This is a genomic window from Kitasatospora sp. NPDC127121 (assembly GCF_042677305.1).
GTDB lineage: Bacteria > Actinomycetota > Actinomycetes > Streptomycetales > Streptomycetaceae > Kitasatospora.
Genome location: NZ_JBHXTQ010000067.1, coordinates 1 through 19,119, shown reverse-complemented (window position 1 = coordinate 19,119; position 19,119 = coordinate 1). Strand labels below are relative to the sequence as shown.

General features: G+C 72.8%; 16 protein-coding genes and 1 tRNA gene. 11 read left to right on the top strand and 6 right to left on the bottom strand.

Annotated elements, in window-relative coordinates; genetic code table 11:
* Positions 1–3: 3 nt before the first annotated feature.
* Positions 4–234: a zinc ribbon domain-containing protein gene (locus ACFVHI_RS27570; RefSeq protein ID WP_063347431.1), complete on the bottom strand. Its 231-nt coding sequence runs from the start codon at positions 232–234 to the stop codon at positions 4–6.
* A 122-nt stretch (positions 235–356) separates the two neighbouring features.
* Positions 357–1,718 (bottom strand): hypothetical protein, encoded by a 1,362-nt coding sequence (locus ACFVHI_RS27565; protein WP_380343820.1) that lies wholly within the window; start codon positions 1,716–1,718, stop codon positions 357–359.
* A gap of 168 nt (positions 1,719–1,886) precedes the next feature.
* Here ACFVHI_RS27565 and ACFVHI_RS27560 point away from each other — a divergent pair.
* The 4 genes from ACFVHI_RS27560 (at position 1,887) to ACFVHI_RS27545 (ending at position 7,122) form a co-directional block, all read left to right on the top strand.
* Positions 1,887–1,958, top strand: a tRNA-Val gene (locus ACFVHI_RS27560).
* 339 nt (positions 1,959–2,297) lie between these two features.
* On the top strand, positions 2,298–3,683 hold the full coding sequence (locus ACFVHI_RS27555) for a Dyp-type peroxidase (protein WP_380343774.1): 1,386 nt from the start codon (positions 2,298–2,300) through the stop codon (positions 3,681–3,683).
* A gap of 225 nt (positions 3,684–3,908) precedes the next feature.
* Positions 3,909–4,466 carry a hypothetical protein gene (locus ACFVHI_RS27550; protein WP_380343771.1) on the top strand — a complete coding sequence of 186 codons (558 nt, stop codon included), beginning with the start codon at positions 3,909–3,911 and terminating at the stop codon, positions 4,464–4,466.
* Between the two features lie 121 nt (positions 4,467–4,587).
* Positions 4,588–7,122: an ATP-dependent Clp protease ATP-binding subunit gene (locus ACFVHI_RS27545; protein ID WP_380343817.1), complete on the top strand. Its 2,535-nt coding sequence runs from the start codon at positions 4,588–4,590 to the stop codon at positions 7,120–7,122.
* A 54-nt stretch (positions 7,123–7,176) separates the two neighbouring features.
* Here the strand turns inward: ACFVHI_RS27545 and ACFVHI_RS27540 are convergent, their stop codons facing one another.
* On the bottom strand, positions 7,177–8,052 hold the full coding sequence (locus ACFVHI_RS27540) for a metallophosphoesterase family protein (protein WP_380343768.1): 876 nt from the start codon (positions 8,050–8,052) through the stop codon (positions 7,177–7,179).
* 225 nt (positions 8,053–8,277) lie between these two features.
* Between ACFVHI_RS27540 and ACFVHI_RS27535 the strand changes: the two genes are divergently transcribed.
* The 6 genes from ACFVHI_RS27535 to ACFVHI_RS27510 all read left to right on the top strand — a co-directional run bounded on the left by ACFVHI_RS27535 (position 8,278) and on the right by ACFVHI_RS27510 (position 14,855).
* Positions 8,278–9,192 (top strand): serine protease, encoded by a 915-nt coding sequence (locus tag ACFVHI_RS27535; protein WP_380343765.1) that lies wholly within the window; start codon positions 8,278–8,280, stop codon positions 9,190–9,192.
* A 243-nt stretch (positions 9,193–9,435) separates the two neighbouring features.
* The gene (locus ACFVHI_RS27530) at positions 9,436–10,926 is read left to right on the top strand and encodes a S28 family serine protease (RefSeq protein ID WP_063347423.1); all 1,491 of its coding nucleotides are present in this window, start codon (positions 9,436–9,438) and stop codon (positions 10,924–10,926) included.
* Positions 10,927–11,086: 160 nt separating this feature from the next.
* Complete coding sequence (locus ACFVHI_RS27525; protein WP_380343762.1) at positions 11,087–11,758, top strand: TetR/AcrR family transcriptional regulator; 672 nt, start codon at positions 11,087–11,089, stop codon at positions 11,756–11,758.
* Complete coding sequence (locus ACFVHI_RS27520; protein WP_063347422.1) at positions 11,742–13,376, top strand: acyl-CoA dehydrogenase family protein; 1,635 nt, start codon at positions 11,742–11,744, stop codon at positions 13,374–13,376. The genes ACFVHI_RS27525 and ACFVHI_RS27520 overlap by 17 nt, the downstream gene beginning before the upstream one ends.
* Positions 13,373–14,257 (top strand): amidohydrolase family protein, encoded by an 885-nt coding sequence (locus ACFVHI_RS27515; protein WP_380343759.1) that lies wholly within the window; start codon positions 13,373–13,375, stop codon positions 14,255–14,257. Before ACFVHI_RS27520 ends, ACFVHI_RS27515 begins: the two co-directional genes overlap by 4 nt.
* Positions 14,258–14,411: 154 nt before the next feature.
* Positions 14,412–14,855, top strand: coding sequence for a hypothetical protein (locus ACFVHI_RS27510; protein WP_063347420.1), 444 nt, complete (start codon positions 14,412–14,414; stop codon positions 14,853–14,855).
* A gap of 7 nt (positions 14,856–14,862) precedes the next feature.
* On the opposite strand, the gene ACFVHI_RS27505 is transcribed toward ACFVHI_RS27510, so the two are convergent.
* The 3 genes from ACFVHI_RS27505 to ACFVHI_RS27495 form a co-directional block, all read right to left on the bottom strand.
* Positions 14,863–15,699 (bottom strand): helix-turn-helix domain-containing protein, encoded by an 837-nt coding sequence (locus ACFVHI_RS27505; RefSeq protein ID WP_063347419.1) that lies wholly within the window; start codon positions 15,697–15,699, stop codon positions 14,863–14,865.
* A gap of 124 nt (positions 15,700–15,823) precedes the next feature.
* Positions 15,824–16,306 carry a DUF2269 family protein gene (locus ACFVHI_RS27500; protein WP_063347418.1) on the bottom strand — a complete coding sequence of 161 codons (483 nt, stop codon included), beginning with the start codon at positions 16,304–16,306 and terminating at the stop codon, positions 15,824–15,826.
* A gap of 154 nt (positions 16,307–16,460) precedes the next feature.
* Complete coding sequence (locus tag ACFVHI_RS27495) at positions 16,461–17,168, bottom strand: 4'-phosphopantetheinyl transferase superfamily protein (protein WP_063347417.1); 708 nt, start codon at positions 17,166–17,168, stop codon at positions 16,461–16,463.
* A 284-nt stretch (positions 17,169–17,452) separates the two neighbouring features.
* On the opposite strand from ACFVHI_RS27495, the gene ACFVHI_RS27490 reads away from it, so the two are divergent.
* Complete coding sequence (locus ACFVHI_RS27490; protein ID WP_159398414.1) at positions 17,453–18,886, top strand: choice-of-anchor A family protein; 1,434 nt, start codon at positions 17,453–17,455, stop codon at positions 18,884–18,886.
* Positions 18,887–19,119 lie beyond the last annotated feature (233 nt).

The following is a 19,119-nucleotide window of genomic DNA, read 5'->3' as shown; positions in this document are numbered from 1 at the left end:
CGGTCAGCCGCAGCAGCCGCCGCCGCAACAGCCCCCTCCGCCACCACCGTTGCCGGAGGGGGCCTGGCGCGGGGCGCCGCCCGAAGCGGAGCCGGTGACGGCGACGGCGGACAGCAGCTTCACGGTGTCCTCGTGGCCCTGCGGGCAGACGGCGGGGGCGCCGGCCTGCGCCATCGGGCGGCGGAGTTCGAAGGTGGCGCCGCAGGAGCGGCAGCGGAAGTCGTAGCGTGGCATACCGGCAGGGTACCCAGGCGGAGCCCTGCCGACGTCCTGTCGGTGCCCTGTTGGCGTCCTGCTGGTGGGTCCTACCGGCGGGCCCTACCGGTGGGCGCTGCCCGTTTCCTGCCCGGCCGGTGCTACCGGTGCCCGCCCAGATCGCCGCGGATCAGCCCGATCACCTGCGCCGCCGTCTCCCGCACGCCCGCCAGCTCGGTCAGGAAGTGCCAGTAGTCGGGGTGCCGGCCGGCCGCCTCCAGGGTGGCCACGGCCCGGTCCAGCCGCGCCACCGCCTCGTCCAGCGGGGCGGCGTGCCGCGGGTCCGGCGCGCTGCGGCCCGCCATCGCCAGCCGCTGCGCGTCGCGCAGGGCGAAGCGGGCCCGCTCCACCTCCCGGTGCGGGTCGTGCTGCACCTCGTTCAGCTGCCGCAGCCGCTCGTTCACCGCGACCACCGACCCGTCCGCGGTGTCCAGCAGCGCGCGCACCGTACCGATCGCGCCCGTCGCGTCCGCCCAGCGCTGCTCGTCCCGGGCCTGGGCGGCCTCGGCGAGCTTGCGCTCCGCCGCCCGCCCGGTCTCCGCGACCTGCTCCGACACCCGCTGGAGGTCCTGCCAGCAGGCCGAGCTGAACCGGCGGCGCAGTTCGCTCAGCGCCGGCTCGACCGTCTCCGCCTTGGTCTCCAGCGTCTGGATCCGGGTCCGCAGGCTCGCCACCCGCCGGTCGATCTCCCGTGCCCGCTCCGGCAGTTGACCGGCGTCGGCCGCAATCGCCTCGGCGCGCTGCCGCACGTCGTCCGCGCGCCGCAGCGTCGGCGCCACCCCGTGCCGGGCCGGCCCCTCGTTCAGCAGCCCGAGCTCCGGCGCCAGTTCGGCCAGCCGGGCTGCCAGGTCGTCCGCCCGCAGCCCGGCACCGCGCACCGCGTCCAGCGCGTTGCTCGCCTGGAGCAGCGCGCGCTTCGCCTGCTCCACCGCCGGGGTGACCCGCATCAGCTGCTGCTCGGCGCGCTGGAGGGCCGGCTGCAGCCGCTGGAGGAAGTCGTTCAGCTCCGCCCGGGCCGAGCCGAGCTGCCCCTTCACGTCCTCCAACTGGCGCCGGGCCCGCGCCGCGGCGCCGGCGTCCAGCGCCTCGTCGTCCAGGTTGTACGCGTCCAGCGCGCCCAGGTAGTTCACGGTGACCTGGTCCACCCGGCCGGTGATCCCTGCCAGGTCCGCCAGCGCCCGGCGGGCCGTCGCCTCGTCCTCGGCCGCCCGGACGGTCTCCACCGCCAACTGCACCTCGCGCTGCGTCGAGTCCAGCTCGTAGAACGCCTCCTGCGCGGCGTCCCGGGCCGCCTTGGCATCCGCCCGCACACCCTCCCCGCCGCGCCGGCCCCACCAGCCGCCCGTCCCGGCCGAGGCCAGCCCCAGCGCACCCAGCGCACCCGCCAGCACCACCGGCACCACCAGTGCGTCGGCCAGCGCACTCCCCGCCCGACGCCACCCCCGCCCGCTCCCGCCGGCCACCGTCACTGCGCGCTCCCTGCTCCGACCCGCTGATCCACCCCCATTCTTCCCGATCACCCCACCCCACCGGCACCCCCACCCGTCCCACTCCCCGACCACCCGCACCACAGCACCCCCCGGGACCAGGTACCCTAGGCAGTCGTCGTGCCCCCACCGGGCCACGACAGGGGGCGCGTAGCTCAGTGGTAGAGCGCTGCTCTTACAAAGCAGATGTCGGCGGTTCGAAACCGTCCGCGCCCACAGCAGGGGTGTGGGTCCGCGAGGGCCCGCGCCGAGATCGAAGAACATCGAGAACACGTCACGCCGCAGCTCCTGCGGCTGGAGCCGCCAGGGCGGCCGACTCGGCAGCGAGTTCGGCCGCTTTTCTGTTCGGCCGACTCCACGGCCTTCGAGTGTCGGCGGCCGGAATCCTTCCCGTGGCTGTGATCCGCCTGGTGGTTCCGGCGTGAGATCGCCGGCTCGACACGCTGTGTGAACTCCCACTGTGGGCGATGTCCGCATTGCACAGTGTGCGCAGGTTTGTGACTGTGCTGAGGAGGCCGCCATGCCCCTGACCCTCCGACCGTTCGCCCCGCGCGGGTGAGTGGGCCCACCGCCGGTGCGGTGCCGACGTTGGAGCTGGAGGACATCCAGGGCACCGTGCTGCGGCGTCGTCCGGACGTCTACCACGGTGTGTACCTGCTCTACCGGATCGACGACCCGGCCGCGGCGAAGCGGTCGCTGCGCGAGGTCCTGCCGGAGGTCACCAGCGCGGCGGACTGGGAGCGGCCCCGCCCGTTCACCCTCAATGTCGCCTTCACGTACCGGGGGCTGGCCCGGTTGGGCGTGCCGCCGGATTCGCTGGCCTCGTTCTCCCCGGAGTTCCGGGCCGGCATGGCCGCCCGGAAGGAGGTGCTGGGAGACCTCGGTGCCAGCGACCCCGGTAACTGGCCCCCGCCGCTGGGCGGCCCCGACGTGCACATCGGGGTGGTGATCATCGCGACGGTCCCCGAGGGGCTCCACGAGCCGGTGGCGGCGGCCGGACGGTTGGCCGGGGTGAGCCTGGTCTACCGGCTCGATGTCGGTTCCCCGGTCACCGGGCGCGAGCACTTCGGGTTCCGGGACGGCATCTCCAGCCCGTACCTGCTCGGCAGTGCCGAGCGGCCGCTGCCCGGCCAGGACGCCGTCCAGCCCGGCGAGTTCCTCTTCGGCTACCCGGATGAGTCCGGGGCGGCGCCGGCGGGGCCCGCGCCGGACGTGCTCGGCCGCAACGGCTGCTACCTGGCCTTCCGTCAGATGCGTGCGGACGTGGCCGCGTTCCGCAGGTACCTGCGGGACCAGGCCCGCTCGCCCGAGGACGAGGAACTGCTCGCAGCCAAGATCGTCGGCCGCTGGCGCAGCGGTGCGCCGCTGGCGTTGGCGCCGGAGCACGACGATCCGGACCTGGGCGCCGATCCGACGCGCAACAACGACTTCCGCTACCACGACGACCCGCGGGGCCTGCTCGTCCCGCGCGGCGCGCACATCCGGCGGGCCAATCCGAGGGACGGCCTGGCCGACACCGTGGTCGAGACCGGCATCCACCGGGTGCTGCGGCGCGGCGCGGCGTACGGTCCGCTGCTGCCGGCCGGGGCCTTGGAGGACGACGGCGTGGAGCGCGGGATCATCTTCATCTTCATGGGCGCCAGCCTGTCCAGGCAGTTCGAGTTCGTGCAGCAGGTGTGGCTCAACGACGGCGACTTCGCCGGCCTCGGCCCCGAGCAGGACCCGCTGGTCGGCAACAGCGGCGGCGCCGGTGTGCACACCATCCCGGCCCGCCCGGTCCGGCGCCGGCTCACCGGGTTGCCCCGGTTCGTGACCGTGCGCGGCGGCGAGTACTGCTTCCTGCCCGGCCTCGCCGCGATCGCCTGGCTCACCGCACTGCCGGACCCGGCCGGCGGCCCGTCCGCCGCGCCGCACTCATCGACATCGGAGGACGACAGGTGACCCTGCCCGAGAAGGACTTCACCCCCGTGCGGCGCTCACCCGATCTCGTACCACCGGAGCCGGACTTCGACCGGCACCTCCAGCAGTCCAGACCGTCCGCAAGGAGGTGTACCGGCGCTCGTCGGTGCTGCGCCACGAGCTGAACGGCCAGCGCCGCGCCGAGCCGGCCTCGGCCGCCGACGTGCTTCCCGACCCGTCCTGACGCTTCGCCCGAAAGGAATCCAGATGTACGACTTCGACCCGTCGACCTACCAGCCGATCTCACCGGACGTGTCGGTCGAGGAGATCGCCAAGGCCTTCCAGAGCCCCCGTCAGCAGACCGAGGGCGTCGGCCTGCGGGCGGTGAACCGGTCGGAATTCACCCTGATCGCACCGGTCATCCAGCCGACCGGGCCCGCCGTCTTCCTGGAGCGCGCGGAGAAGGCCTGCATCGAGGCGCCCTACTGGGAGAACCGCCTCGGGACGGTCCACGACCTGCGGGTCGCGCTCGTCAACGACGGTCATCAGGTGCTGTTCTGCGCGACCTACAGCGACGAGTTCAAGCCCTACGTCATCGACGTCATCCGCTTCGCCACCCCGTGGATCGACCACATGTTCAACGACGTGGCGGCCGGCTACCCGGGCCTGGCCTCCGACCAGGCGATCGACTACATCGCGAAGTACCAGGTGCAGGCCAACGTCTGGTACGGCGGGCCGAACCCGGAGGCCACCCCCAGGGACATCGGCAAGGCCATCGCGGTGGCCGCCGCGTTCGACGACCTGCTGGACTCCGCCCAGAGCTGACCGCGTGCGTCGACGGGCGCGCCGGCGCCCGTGCGGTAGGGGCCGGGGTTCGGGAGGCGGGGTGGGGTGGGCTGTGTTTGGGTGGCTGCACACCGCTTGGGAGAGGTGATCCTCCGTGACCATGCCCCCGTTCGGATCGAGTGATCCGTTCTCCGATCTGCTCAGCCGCTTCTTCGGGATGAGTCCGATGGCCTCCCCGCCCGCCGTGCAGCGGGTGCCGATCGGGCGGTTGCTGAGCGAGTCCTCGCAGGAGTTGCTGGGGTTGGCCGCGCACCGGGCCGGCGAGGACGGGATCAGTGATCTCGACACCGGGCACCTGGCCTGGGCGGCCACCCGGGTGGAGCCGTCGCGCCGGATGCTGGAGCGGGCGGGGATCGACCCGGACCAGCTGGCCGGTGACCTGGAGCGGTCGCTGCCGTCCGGGGATCCGGCGGCGGTGGACGGGCAGCCCGCGCTGACGCCGTCGGCCAAGCGCGCGCTGCTGGCGGCGCACGCCCGTTCGCAGGCGGCCGGGGCCTCGTACATCGGGCCGGAGCACATCCTCGGCGCGCTGCTGGACCAGGAGCGGTCCGGGGCGGGGACGGCGCTGCGCAACGCGGCGCCCTCGCAGGAGGCGTTGAAGACGGTGCTGGAGGGGCGCGGTGTCGGCGGGGAGCGCAGCAGCACGGGCGCGCACCCGAGCGAGACGCCGACGCTGGACGAGTACGGGCTGGACCTCACCGAGGCGGCGCGCTCGGGCCGGCTGGACCCGGTGGTCGGGCGGGCCGAGGAGATCGAGCAGACCGTCGAGATCCTCTCCCGCCGGACCAAGAACAACCCGGTGCTGATCGGCGAGCCGGGCGTCGGCAAGACCGCGATCGTGGAGGGGCTGGCGCAGCGGATCGTCTCCGGGGACGTGCCGCAGAGCCTGCGGGACAAGCGGGTCGTCACCCTCGACCTGACCGCCCTGGTGGCCGGCTCCAAGTACCGGGGCGAGTTCGAGGAGCGGCTGAAGAAGGTGATCGACGAGGTCACGGCGGCCGAGAAGAGCGTGATCCTGTTCCTGGACGAGCTGCACACCGTGGTCGGCGCGGGTTCCGGCGGCGAGGGTTCGATGGACGCCGGCAACATCCTCAAGCCGGCGCTGGCGCGCGGTGAACTGAGCGTGGTCGGTGCGACGACGCTGGACGAGTACCGCAAGCACGTGGAGAAGGACGCCGCGCTGGAGCGCCGCTTCCAGCCGGTGCTGGTGCCCGAGCCGAGCGTCGAGGAGACGATCGAGATCCTGCGGGGGCTGCGGGACGCGTACGAGGCGCACCACCAGGTGCGGTTCACCGACGAGGCGCTCGACGCGGCGGCGACGCTGTCCGACCGGTACGTCAGCGACCGCTTCCTGCCGGACAAGGCGATCGACCTGCTGGACCAGGCCGGGGCCCGGGTGCGGTTGCGCAGCCTGAGCGGCTCGACCGAGGCGACCGGGGTGCAGGACCGGATCACCAAGCTGAAGCGGGAGTTGGACGAGGCCGTCGCGGACGAGGAGTTCGTGCGGGCGGCCAACCTGAAGGCCGAGCTGCGGCAGACCGAGGACGAGCTGGCGGCCGTCGCCGAGTCCCGCGAGGAGGTCGTCGACGTGACCGCCGACGACATCGCGCAGGTGCTGTCGTCCCGGACCGGCATCCCGGTCGCGGAGTTGAACGCGACCGAGCGGGAGCGGCTGCTCAAGCTGGAGGAGCACCTGCACGAGAAGGTGATCGGCCAGGACGAGGCGGTCACCGCGGTCGCGCAGGCGGTGCGCCGCGGCCGGGCCGGGATGGGCGACCCGGACCGGCCGACCGGCTCCTTCCTCTTCCTCGGGCCGACCGGCGTGGGCAAGACCGAGCTGGCGAAGGCGCTGGCGGCGCTGCTGTTCGGCGACCCGGACCGGATGATCCGCTTCGACATGAGCGAGTTCCAGGAGAAGCACACCGTCTCCCGGCTGGTCGGCTCCCCGCCCGGGTACGTCGGCTACGACGAGGCCGGGCAGCTGACCGAGGCCGTCCGCCGCAAGCCGTACAGCGTGCTGCTCTTCGACGAGGTGGAGAAGGCGCACCCGGACGTCTTCAACCTGCTGCTCCAGGTGCTGGACGACGGGCGGCTGACCGACTCCCAGGGGCGGACGGTCGACTTCCGCAACACCGTGGTGATCATGACCAGCAACATCGGCTCGCAGCGCATCCTCGACCACGCCGGGAACGTGGACGAGATCCGTGGCGACCTGATGCGCGACCTGCACCAGCAGTTCCGGCCGGAGTTCCTGAACCGGATCGACGAGGTGATCGTCTTCCACGCGCTCACCCGGAAGGACCTGCTGTCGGTGGTCGGTCTGCTGCTGGAGCGCAGCCGGCGTCGGCTCAAGGCGCAGGACGTGCAGTTGGAGGTCACCGAGGCGGCCAAGGAGTGGCTGGTCAACCGCGGGTACCAGCCGGAGTTCGGGGCCCGGCCGCTGCGCCGGACGATCCAGTCGGAGCTGGACAACCGGGTGTCCAACCTGCTGCTGGACGGCACGGTGCGGGAGGGCGACACGCTGATCGCGGAGGTGAGCGACGGCGACCTGGTGGTCACGCTCGCCCGGCCGGAGGCGTCGGCGACCTTCGAGGAGGCGCAGGAGAAGGCGGAGGAGGAAGCGGGGGAGGCCTGATCCGTCGGAGATCTGCCCCGCCGCCGGACGGTCCGGCGGCGGGGCAGCGCGTACCTACGCCTGCGGGAAGACCTCGCGCAGCAGCGGCTCCGGCAGCCCGCGCTTGCGCCACTCGCGCGGGTAGCCGAGCGAGACCTCCTCGAACGGGACGCCGTCGTAGCTGGTCTTGCGGGGGATGTGCAGATGGCCGTAGATCATCGCCGCGGTGTTGAAGCGGCGGTGCCAGTCCGCGGTCAGTTCGGTGCCGCACCACTGGGCGAACTCGGGGTACCAGAGGATCTCGGTGGGGTGGCGGACCAGCGGGTAGTGGTTGACCAGGACGAGCGGTACGTCCGGGTCGCAGGCCGCCAGCCGCTGCTCGGTCAGCCGGACGCGCTCGCGGCACCAGGAGTCGCGGTCCGGGAACGGGTCCGGGTGGAGCATCCGCTCGTCCGCGCAGACGATGCCGCTCTCGTAGGCGGCCGCCAGGGACTCCTCCTTGGTGGTCGTGCCCGGCGCGCGGAAGGAGTAGTCGTACAGGAGGAAGAGCGGGGCGATGCGGACCGGTCCGCCGGCGCCCTGCCAGAGCGGGTACGGGTCCTCGGGGGTGAGCACGCCGAGGTTCCGGCAGAGGTCGACCAGGTGGTCGTAGCGGGCCACGCCGCGCAGCTGCACCGGGTCCTCGGGGTGGGTCCACAGCTCGTGGTTGCCGGGGGCCCACACCACGCGGGCGAAGCGTTCGGCGAGCAGTCCGAGCGCCCACTCGACGCTGGTGGTGAGTTCGGCGACGTCTCCGGCGACGAGCAGCCAGTCGTCGGGGGTGGTGGGCCGGATCTTCTCCACCAGGTCCCGGTTGTCCTGGTAGGAGATGTGCAGGTCGCTCACGGCGAGCAACCGCCCGCCCGCCCCCGTGGGCTCCGACGGCGCGTCGCTGCGGTACTCGGTAGTCACTCCTGCCCCCTGTGGTCACCCGTCCGATGTCGCCACAGTACGTGGCGGACGGGGGCCGTGGGGCGGGTTGACGCGATCGGCCGTGCGAAGGGAGGGGCCGGCGGACCGCCGCCACCGCGCGAACGAGCCATTGCGGCCGAAGTGCTTTCTTGGTGTCGTCTTGACTCTTGACAGTGAGTCATGTCCGCGACAGCTTTGGTGCACCCCCACACCGAGAGGTCTCTCATGAAGAAGCCGCTCATAGGCATGCTCGCCACCGTCCTGGTCGCCGGAGCAACCGCCCTCGCCGGCGCCCTCCCGGCCCAGGCCGCCACCGCGGAGGCCCCCGCCGCCGTGTCGGTAGCGGCCCAGGACGGCCAGTCCCTGAGCGCCCAGGCCCAGGTCACCGACACCAAGGCGGCCCCCCGCGCCGTCAACTTCGCCGGGACGGTGGCCCTCAACAACTGTTCCGGTTCGCTGGTCCGGATGCCAGGCTCGGCCGCGAGCGACCCGGCCCTCGTCCTGTCCAACGGCCACTGCCTGGAGTCCGGCATGCCCGGCCCCGGCGAGGTGATCCTCAACCAGCCCTCCAGCCGGACCTTCACCCTCCTCAGCTCCAGCGGCAGCGGGCTCGGCACCCTGCGCGCGACCAAGGTGGTCTACGGCGCCATGACCGACACCGACGTGTCGATCTACCAGCTGAACACCAGCTACGCCTCGATCCAGTCCCGGTACGGGATCGCCCCGTTGACCATCTCCGCCGCCCACCCCACGCAGGGCACCTCGATCAAGGTCGTCTCGGGCTACTGGAAGAAGATCTACTCCTGCTCGATCGACGGCTTCGCCTACCAGTTGAACGAGGCGGACTGGACCTTCAAGGACTCGGTCCGCTACACCTCCGGCTGCAACGTGATCGGCGGCACCTCCGGCTCGCCGGTGGTGGACGCGAACACCGGGCAGGTGGTCGCGGTCAACAACACGATCAACGAGAACGGCGAGTCCTGCACCCTCGACAACCCGTGTGAGGTCGACGAGAACGGCTCGGTGACGGTGCACCAGGGCATCGGCTACGCCCAGGAGACCTACGGCATCCCGGCCTGCTTCGCCGCCGGCAACCGGTTCGACCTCACCCTGCCCGGCTGCACCCTGGTCCGGCCCTGACCTGAACCGTCACGACGGCCCTGGCCTGAGCTGACCCGACCTGGCCTGACCGCCATCCCGCGCCCGACCGCCACGTCGTGAAGGAACCGGGGCGACCCCGCTGACCAGCACCGATCCCCGATGGGCCACCCGCGAACGGCGGGTGGCCCATTCGGCCGTCCACCAGGCGGCCGGCGCACCACCCCCGCCGCACTGTCGTCCCGGCAGAGCGGCAGTCATATCCGTTTGACCAATGGAGAGTCGATGACCACCACGCTGCGAAGGCTGCTGGTTTCCGTCCTGCTGATACCGCTGCTCGCGCTCGGCGGCCTGGCGACCCCGGCGCTGGCCGCCGGTGCCCAGGGCGCCGGCGCCGCCGAGGCCGCCCACGGCCGGAGCCCCGCCGACGACCCGAATGCCGACATCAAGGACCGCCTGGCGGCGATCCCCGGGGTGACGATCACCGAGGAGAAGCCGACCACCACCGGTCACCGCTACTTCCTGCTCACCTACACCCAGCCGATCGACCACTTCCGCCCCTGGCTGGGCACCTTCCAGCAGCGCTTCAGCGTGCTGCACCGGGGCTACGACCGCCCGACCGTCTTCTACACCAACGGCTACACGCTGGGCACCAACCCGTCGCGTACCGAGCCGACCCGGCTGGTGGACGGCAACCAGGTGTCCATCGAGTACCGGTACTTCACCCCGTCGCGCCCCGAGCCGGCGGACTGGTCCAAGGCCGGCATCCGCCAGCAGGCCGCCGACTCGCACCGGCTGGTGACCGCGCTCAAGCGGATCTACCAGCAGGAGTGGCTCTCCACCGGCGCCAGCAAGGGCGGCATGTCCTCCACCTACTTCCGCCGCTTCTACCCGGACGACGTCGCGGGCACGATCGCGTACGTGGCGCCGAACAACACCGACGTCAACGACTACGCGGCCTACACCAACTTCTTCCGCACCGTCGGCACCCCCGAGTGCCGGGCCGCGCTGAACGCCGCCCAGCGCGAGCTGCTGGTGCGCCGCGACCGCCTGGAGACCCGCTACGTGGCCGACAACAAGGCCGCCGGCTCGACCTTCAACACCCTCGGCACGCCGGACCGGGCGTACGAGGCGGGCGTGCTCGACGTGGTCTGGGCGTTCTGGCAGTACAGCACCGAGGCGGACTGCGCCAAGGTCCCGGCCGCGGCCACCGCGACCGACGACGCGCTGTACGCGTGGTTCGACTCGCAGTCCGGCATCACCGGCAACAGCGACCAGTCGCTGGCGAAGTACACCGCGTACTACTACCAGGCCGCGACCGAGCTGGGTGCGCCGTTCTTCGACGTCTCGCACCTCAAGGGCGTGCTGCACTACGACTACAAGGAGCTGTACTCGGCCCGGTCGTACGTGCCGAAGGACATCCCGATCTCCTTCAACCCGAACGCGATGCGGGACATCGACCGCTGGGTGAAGCACGACGCCGAGCGGATCATCTACGTCTACGGCGGCAACGACCCGTGGGGCGCCAAGCCGTTCAAGCTCGGCCGGGGCAGTGACGACAGCTACGTCTACACCGTGCCGGGCGGCAACCACGGTTCCAACATCGGCCAGCTGCCGGCCGCGCAGTCGGCGGAGGCGACCGCCAAGGTGCTGGAGTGGGCCGGCCTGGGCGACCAGGACGCCGCCCGCTCGCTCGGCAAGAAGCAGCAGATCCCGCCGTTCGGCCCGCTCGACGAGGAGGGCCTGAAGCTGGAGTCGCAGCGCCACCCGCTGTAAAGCGCCACCCGCTGTGACCGGCAGGTCGTAGCGCTGTGTGACGCCTTGGATGAGGCCGCCCCCAGCCCGGGGGCGGCCTCCTCGCGTATCTGGCGGGGCCGGCCCGCTCGGGACGGGCCGGGCCCTATCTGAAGTACTGAATCAGTGCTTCAATGCTTTTATGGCCTACCGACGCACGCCCGCCGTCCAAGCCCGGCTGGACGCCCAGCGCGAGGCCGTGCTGCAGGCAGCCGTCCTGCTGCTCGCCGAGCGCGGCTACGGCGGCTGCACGATGGCCGCCGTGGCGGACCGTGCCGGGATCGCCACCGGAAGCCTCTACCAGCACTTCGCCAGCAAGGCCGAGCTGTCCGTGCAGCTGTTCCGCCGGGTGGTCACCCGCGAGATGGCCGCCGTCGACGCGGCCGTCGCCCTCCGGGAGGGCCCGCGGCAGCGGATCGCCGCGGTCGTCGAGACCTTCGCCGCCCGCGCTCTGCGCGCGCCCCGGCTGGCGTACGCGCTGCTGGTCGAGCCGGCCGACGCGGTCGTGGACAGCGAGCGCCTGGTGTTCCGCCGGGCGTTCCGGGACGTGATCGCCACCGAGATCGCCGCCGCCGTGGCGAGCGGCGAACTCCCCGAGCAGGACCCGGTGCTGACCGCCGCCGCGCTGGTCGGCGCGGTCGGCGAGGCACTGGCCGGCCCGCTCGCGGCCGCGCCTGCGCCTGCGCCTGTGGCAACGGCCGCGCCCACACGGACGGCCGCGCCCACGAAGTCGGCGGGCACCACCGACGTGGTCCCCGCCCTGGTCTCCTTCACCCTGCGTGCCCTGGGAGGACGCGATGACAGCGACGCATGAGGTCACCAACCAGGTGCCCCTGCCGTACGGACACGACACCGCCGCCGATCCGACCCTGCTCGCCGCCCTGCACCGGGCCGGCGCCGGCTGGGCCGAGTCCGAACTGCACGAGCTCGGCCGCCTGGCCGGCTCCGAGCAGGCCGCCGAGTGGGGCCGGCTGGCCAACGAGAACCCGCCCGTCCTGCGCACCCACGACCGCTTCGGCCACCGCGTCGACGAGGTCGAGTTCCACCCGGCCTGGCACGAGCTGATGCGCACCGCCGTCTCCCACGGCCTGCACGCCGCGCCCTGGCGGGACGAGCGGCCCGGCGCCCACTCCGCCCGGGCCGCCAAGTTCTTCGTCTGGGGGCAGGTCGAGGCCGGCCACACCTGCCCGATCTCGATGACCTACGCCGCCGTCCCGGCCCTGCGCGCGAACCCCTCCCTGGCGGGCGAGTTGGAGCCGCTGCTGGCCGCCACCACGTACGACTTCGGGCTGCGCGAGCCGCGCACCAAGCGCGGGCTGATCGCCGGCATGTCGATGACCGAGAAGCAGGGCGGCTCGGACGTCCGCACCAACACCACCACCGCGACCCCGCACCCGGACGGCACCTACCGGCTGACCGGCCACAAGTGGTTCACCTCGGCGCCGATGTCCGACCTCTTCCTGACGCTCGCCCAGGCGCCGTGCGGGCTCAGTTGCTTCATGCTGCCGCGCGTCCTCCCGGACGGCACCCGCAACCGCCTCCAGCTGATGCGGCTCAAGGACAAGCTCGGCAACAAGTCCAACGCCTCCGCCGAGCTGGAGTACGACGGCGCGGTCGGCTGGCTGGTCGGCGAGGAGGGGCGCGGGGTGGCGACCATCATCGAGATGGTCAACATGACCCGCCTGGACTGCACCGTCGGCGCCGCCTCCGGCATGCGCTACGGCGCGACCCGGGCCGTCCATCACGCCCTGCACCGGCGGGCGTTCGGCCGGCCGCTGGTGGACCAGCCGCTGATGCGCAACGTGCTCGCCGACCTGGTGGTGGAGTCCGAGGCGGCCACCGCCGTCGCGATGCGGCTCGCCCAGAGCACCGACCTGGCCCTGGCCGGGGACGAACCCGAGGCGCTGGTACGGCGGTTGGGCCTGGCGGTGGCCAAGTACTGGGTCTGCAAACGCGGCCCGGCGCACGCCGCCGAGGCGCTGGAGTGCCTGGGCGGCAACGGCTACGTCGAGGAGTCCGGGATGCCCCGGCTCTACCGGGAGGCGCCGCTGGTGTCGATCTGGGAGGGCTCCGGCAACGTCGCCGCCCTGGACGCGCTGCGCGCCATGGCCAAGCGCCCGGAGACGGTCGAGGCCTTCCTCGGCGAGCTCGACGCCGCCGCCGGGGCGGACCGCCGGCTGGACGCGGCCGTCGCCGACCTGCGCAAGCAGCTCACCGACCAGGCCGACCTGGAGTACCGGACGCGCCGACTGGTCGAGTCGATGGCGCTGGCCTTCCAGGGCGCGCTGCTGGTCCGCCACGGCAGCCCGGCGGTGGCGGACGCGTTCTGCGCCACCCGCCTCGCCGGGGACCGCGGCTCCGCCTTCGGCACCCTGCCGTCCGGCGTCGACACCGCCGGGATCATCGACCGGGCCCGCCCGGTGCCGGCGTGAGCGAATCCCAGGAGGTCCGCGCGTTCTGGCAGGCCCTGGGCCTGCCCGGCCTCATCGACGTGCACACCCACTTCATGCCGAAGAAGGTCCTCGACAAGGTGTGGGCGTACTTCGACGCGGCCGGCCCGCTGGTGAACCGGCCCTGGCCGATCACCTACCGCGAGGCCGAGGAGCAGCGCGTCCAGCGGCTGCGGGACTTCGGCGTCCGGGCGTTCACCTCGATGCTCTACCCGCACAGGCCCGGCATGGCCGACTGGCTGAACGCGTGGTCGGCCGACTTCGCCGCCCGCACCCCGGAGTGCCTGCACACCGCGACGTTCTTCCCCGAGCCCGAGGCGCCCGGCTACGTGGCCCGCGCGATCGAGGACGGCGCCCGGGTGTTCAAGGCGCACGTGCAGGTCGGCGGCTACGACCCGGCGGACCGGCAGCTGGACGAGGTGTGGGGGCTGCTCGCCGAGACCGGCACGCCGGTGGTCACCCACTGCGGGTCCGGACCGGTGCCGGGCAACTTCACCGGCCCCGGTCCGATCGGCGAGGTGCTGAAGCGCCACCCCGGACTGGTCCTGGTGGTCGCCCACCTCGGCATGCCCGAGTACCGCGACTTCCTCGACCTGGCCGAGCGCCACCCGGCCGTCCGGCTGGACACCACGATCGCCTTCACGGACTTCGCCGAGGCCGACGTCCCGTTCCCGCGCGCCGAACTGCCGCGCCTGCGCGGCCTCCAGGACCGCGTCCTGCTCGGCAGCGACTTCCCCAACATCCCGTACCGGTACGTGCACCAGCTGGAGGCGCTGGCCGGGATGGGCCTGGGGGAGGAGTGGCTGCGGGCCGTCTGCCACGACAACGCCGCCGCGCTCTTCGGGCTCGCCCCGGCGGGCTGAGGAGGCCGGTTGCCGGGGGTGCGGCCCTGAGCGCCCCCGGCCCGGGCCCTTACCTGCGGGGTAATCGACGCCCGGCGGCCGGGCGGGCAGGGTGGGGGGACCCGGCCGGCGTCACCGCCGCCGGGCCCCATCCCCGTCAGGAGGCTGATCCGCCATGTCCGCGAACGCCCTCACGCCCGCCCGCCCCGGCTCCGCCTCCCCCCTGTGGACGGTGCGCGGCGTGCTCGCCCTGGACGCCCTGGTCACCGGCGGCAACGGCCTCGTCTACCTGGCCTTCGCCGGCCCGGTCGGCGAACTGCTCGGGGTCGGCCGCAGCGTCCTGTTCGCCCTCGGGCTCTTCCTCACCGGCTACGCCCTCGGGGTCGGCGCCCTGGCCGCCCGCCGGCGGCCGCCGCGGCTCGCGGTGCAGGCGGTGATCGACCTCAACGCCGTCTGGGTGGTGCTCAGCCTGGTGGCGATGGCGGCCTGGTTGGAGCCGACCACGGCCGGTGCCGTCTGGATCCCGGTGCAGGCGGCGGTGGTGGCCCTGTTCGCCGTCCTCCAGTTCACCGCGCTGCGCCGCCGCGACGGGGGCGGCACCGGGGGGCGTCGTACCTGAACCGGGGTCAGCGCTCCGGGCCGACCGCGTCCTGGAGGAACCGCACCGTCTCCGCGTCGGCCGGCAGGAGGGTCTCCATGGCCAGCTCGGAGACCGTCACGTCCAGCGGCGTGTTGAAGGTCGTGATGGTGGACAGGAAGGACAGCACCCGCCCCTCGTGCCGGATCCGCATCGGCAGCGCGAACGGGAACAGCCCGGCGCCGTCCGCCTGCTCCCCGCCCGGGCCCGGGTCGTCCGCCGCCGTCGGGTAGCCGGCGACCTCCTCGTACAGCCGCCGCAGCGCCTCGCCGCACAGCAGCTCGATCCGGTGCTCCACCCGTTCCAGCAGGTGCCGCCGCCACTGCGGCAGGTTCACGATGCGCGGCGCCAGCCCCTCGGGGTGCAGGGCGATCCGCATCGCGTTGAGCGGCGGTTCCAGCAGGTGCGGGGCGACGCCGTCGAGGAGCAGCCCGAGCGAGCGGTTGGCCGCCAGCACCTGGAAGGTCCCGTCGACGACCAGCGCCGGGTACGGGTCGTGGGCGGCGAGCAGCCGCTCCAGGCCGCCGCGCAGCGCGTCCATCGACGGGTCGTCCAGCGGCGTCTCGGGGAAGTGCGGGGCGTAGCCGGCCGCGAGCAGCAGGGTGTTGCGCTCGCGGACCGGGACGTCCAGGTGTTCGGCGAGCCGCAGCACCAGCTCCCGGCTCGGGCGGGACCGGCCGTTCTCGACGAAGCTGAGGTGCCGGGTCGAGGAGTCCGCCCGCAGTGCCAGTTGCAGCTGGCTGAGCTGCCGCCGTTCGCGCCAGCCGCGCAGCAGCGGTCCGACTCCGGTACCCGTCGGGCTGCCCATGCCCGCCATGATCGTCATGGCCAGGACGGTACTGGACCGGGCCCGCCCCGGGGGAGAGGGCCTTCCGGCCCGGTCGGTGTGGATTCGGGTGGCACGGCTGGGCGGTGGAGCTTTTCGTTCGGTACGGCTTCGGGGGTCCGGCTCAGACGCCGGTGCTCGACCCCGGCCGGATGACCATCAGCACCACGACCACCGCCCACAGCAGGTTGAACACCCCGGCCGTCATCGGCAGCAGCCGCAGGCCCTGGACGGCCTTGGCGTGCTGCTCCGGCGCGGTGTCGGCGCCGAGCGCGTCCACCGCGGCCTGCTGCCCGGGCAGGACGAAGAGCAGCAGCGAGAGCGCGGCGATCGCGGTGAGCACCATCGAGACGATGATCCAGGACTGCCCGAGCACGTCCATCACCTGGGCCAGGCCGATGCCCATCACCGGCACCGCGACCCCCAGCAGGGCGTAGACCTGGGTGATCCGGTGCAGGATCCGCAGCACGCCCGCGTCCGAGGCCTGGTCCGGCCCGCCGGCCAGCGCGGCCTTGGCCCGGCGCGGGAACATGCTGACGGCCACCGCGACCGGGCCTATGAACAGGACCGACGCGAGGACGTGCAGGCTCAGCAGGAACTTGGCCATGGCGGGGACACCCTTAAATCCGGCGGTGGGCAGCTGGTGCGACGGGCGTCCGGTGGCGGCGCGCCCGCGATCAGGCACGCTAACACCGCTTATCCGGGGGCCCGCCGCGCGGGTGGGCGTGCTCGTTCCGCAGGACTGCAGTGCTCCGCCCTGTTCAGCCCGCCGTCGTCAGCTGGACGATCCTCGGCGCGGCGGTGCTGACCGCCGCGACGGCGGCGCCGTGCTCCGGGTCGGCCCAGTCGAGCAGGTGCAGGTCCTGGTGGCGGCTGCGCAGCGGGGCGCCGGGCGGGACGTCCAGGGGCAGGTCGGACAGGTCGACGGAGGCCAGGGTGTCCAGGGTGGCCCGCCCGATCTTGATCAGCGACTCCTTGCGCACCCACAGCCGCAGGAACGCCTGGTCCGGTTCCGGTGCCGCCTCGACCAGGCGCAGTTCGGCGGGGGAGAGCACCCGGCGGGCGACCGCGCCCAGCGATCCGCCGCGCGCGGCCAGCTCGACGTCCACCCCGACCGGCTGGTGGCCGGCTCCGGCCGCGACCACGCCCCGGGTGTGCGACAGGCTCACGTGCACCTCGGGGTGGTCCGGCAGGTACGGCTTGCCGTGGTCGGCCAGGCCGCAGTCCGGGCACTGCTGGGCGAGCGTGAGCGAGGCCGCCGGGACGTCGAGCAGCCGGGCGGCGCAGAGCCGGACCAGCACGTGGCCGGCGGTGAAGTCGATCCGCCCGGACTCGTGCCGGAAGCGCGCGGCGCGCTCGCGTTCGAGGGGGGTGAGCAGGTGCTCGCCCGCTTCGGGGTGCCGCAGTACGGCGTCGGCGGACGCGACGGCGACGAGCGGCGTGCTCTGGTCCTGGGCCTCGGAGGTCATTGCTCCAACCTAACGGGCGCGGACGTCGGGCGGGGGCGGCGCGGAGGTCGCCCGGGCAGGGCCGGTGGGAGGCGACTGCTGCGCCGCGCGGTGGATTTTCGGATCGGATCTGAGGATCTGTAGGGTAGGAATCGCCCGATTTGAGGTTGGATGTCCCGGATCTGTGGGATCGCCAGCAGATAGTACGAACGGGGCAGGTTATGCGCGCCTGCTCTTTTTCCTATGCGCGGAGGAATGTGTCGATGGGTCAGGGCACCGGTACGCCGGATCACAGAACGACCGCCGTGAGAAGAGAACCCGCCACCCGCAGGCGTCGGACCGTCCGGGTCGCCGTGGCGACCGTCGTCGCGGCGCTGCCGCTGGCGGCCGTGCTGACGGTCGGTTCGGCTGCTCCGCTCGCCCCGCCGCTGGGCGCCTGCACGGGCCCCGACTGCCCCGCCACCTGGCCGCCGCCGAACAACGGCGACTTCCCCGGCCGGGACGCCAGCATCAACGTCTTCACCGGCGGCAACTACACCGTGACCGGCCGCGCCGCCGAGGCCGAGGGCAAGATCGTCACGCTGGGGAACCTGACCGTCGAGAAGAACGGCGGCGGCATCTACAACATGGGCGTCGTCGGCGTCGGCTCGCGCGTCGTGCCGCCCAACGGCAGCGACTTCGTCACCACCGGCGGCAACGTCGACGTCGTGACCGGCAACTCGATCCTGATCGGCGGGAGCGACTCCCGCGGCCCGGCCTTCGGCAACCTGCGCCACGCGGGCAGCGTCACCGGCACCGTCAGCATCGACCCCACCGGCCAGGCGATCCAGGACCCGAACGCCGCCGCCCCGTACCAGACGGTGCTCACCCAGATCGAGGAGATCTCCGACTGCGTCGGAAAGGCCACCGCGACCGGCACCGTCGACATCTCCTCCAGCCAGGCGACCTTCACCGGCGACGGGACCAGCCTGAAGCAGGTCTTCAACGTCACCCAGAACCTCGCCTCGCCGAGCGGCGGGCAGATCGGACTGGTCTTCAACAACATCCCGGCCGGGGCCACCGTCGTGGTGAACATGCTCGGGGACAGCCCGATCATCAACACCTACACGGGCACCGGCCTGGCCGGGGACCAGACCACCGACATGCGGTCGAAGCTGATGTACAACTTCCCGACCGCGACCTCGGCGCAGATCCTCGGCAGCGCCCAGTTCCAGGGCTCGGTCCTGGCCGGCAACCCGGGCGGCACCACGACCATCGCCCAGCCCGGGATGAACGGCCGGGTGTACCTCGCGGGCAACCTGATCCACACCGGCACCGGCGGCTACGAGATCCACAGCTACCCGTTCGACGGGGACCTGCCGGACTGCCAGACGACGCCGAGCCCGTCGCCGTCCACCTCGCCGTCCTCTTCGCCGTCGTCGTCCCCGTCCTCGTCGCCCTCTTCCTCCCCGTCTTCCTCGCCGTCCTCTTCGCCGTCGTCGTCCCCGTCCTCCTCGCCCTCTTCCTCGCCGTCGTCCCCGTCCTCGTCGCCCTCGGCCAGTCCGTCCAGCTCGGGCCCGGCCCCGACCAGCCACCACCCGTCCGAGCACCCGACCAGCCACCACCCCGGTGGCGGCGGTGAGTTGCCCTCCACCGGCGCGGGCAACGCCCCGGTGGTCTTCGGCCTGGCCGGCGTCGGCCTGCTCGGCCTCGGCGGTCTCGCTGTCCTGGCCGCCCGCCGTCGCGGTCGCCACAGCTAGGTCCGGCTTGGGGCTTGCCCAGCGCAAGGAACGCCCGAGCAGCAACAACGGCCCAGGCCGCCCGCGTCGACCCCGACCGGGCGGCCTGGGCCGTGTCGGCGGCCCGCCGCAGGCACGCGTCGGCCCCCCCCCCCCCCCCGGGGAGGGGGCGACCGCCCGGCTCTATAAAAAAAAAACAATCCCCCCAAACAAAAAAATAAACAGTAATACGGATTAGTCTTGAAACAAGGTGG

Excerpts from the sequence above, each read along its gene's own strand:
- ACFVHI_RS27495 (WP_063347417.1), bottom strand. The coding sequence starts at position 17,168 with ATGACCTCCGAGGCCCAGGACCAGAGCACGCCGCTCGTCGCCGTCGCG.
- ACFVHI_RS27520 (WP_063347422.1), top strand. The coding sequence starts at position 11,742 with ATGACAGCGACGCATGAGGTCACCAACCAGGTGCCCCTGCCGTACGGA.
- ACFVHI_RS27505 (WP_063347419.1), bottom strand. The coding sequence starts at position 15,699 with ATGACGATCATGGCGGGCATGGGCAGCCCGACGGGTACCGGAGTCGGA.
- ACFVHI_RS27545 (WP_380343817.1), top strand. The coding sequence starts at position 4,588 with ATGCCCCCGTTCGGATCGAGTGATCCGTTCTCCGATCTGCTCAGCCGC.
- ACFVHI_RS27530 (WP_063347423.1), top strand. The coding sequence starts at position 9,436 with ATGACCACCACGCTGCGAAGGCTGCTGGTTTCCGTCCTGCTGATACCG.
- ACFVHI_RS27510 (WP_063347420.1), top strand. The coding sequence starts at position 14,412 with ATGTCCGCGAACGCCCTCACGCCCGCCCGCCCCGGCTCCGCCTCCCCC.
- ACFVHI_RS27500 (WP_063347418.1), bottom strand. The coding sequence starts at position 16,306 with ATGGCCAAGTTCCTGCTGAGCCTGCACGTCCTCGCGTCGGTCCTGTTC.
- ACFVHI_RS27570 (WP_063347431.1), bottom strand. The coding sequence starts at position 234 with ATGCCACGCTACGACTTCCGCTGCCGCTCCTGCGGCGCCACCTTCGAA.
- ACFVHI_RS27525 (WP_380343762.1), top strand. The coding sequence starts at position 11,087 with ATGGCCTACCGACGCACGCCCGCCGTCCAAGCCCGGCTGGACGCCCAG.
- ACFVHI_RS27535 (WP_380343765.1), top strand. The coding sequence starts at position 8,278 with ATGAAGAAGCCGCTCATAGGCATGCTCGCCACCGTCCTGGTCGCCGGA.
- ACFVHI_RS27550 (WP_380343771.1), top strand. The coding sequence starts at position 3,909 with ATGTACGACTTCGACCCGTCGACCTACCAGCCGATCTCACCGGACGTG.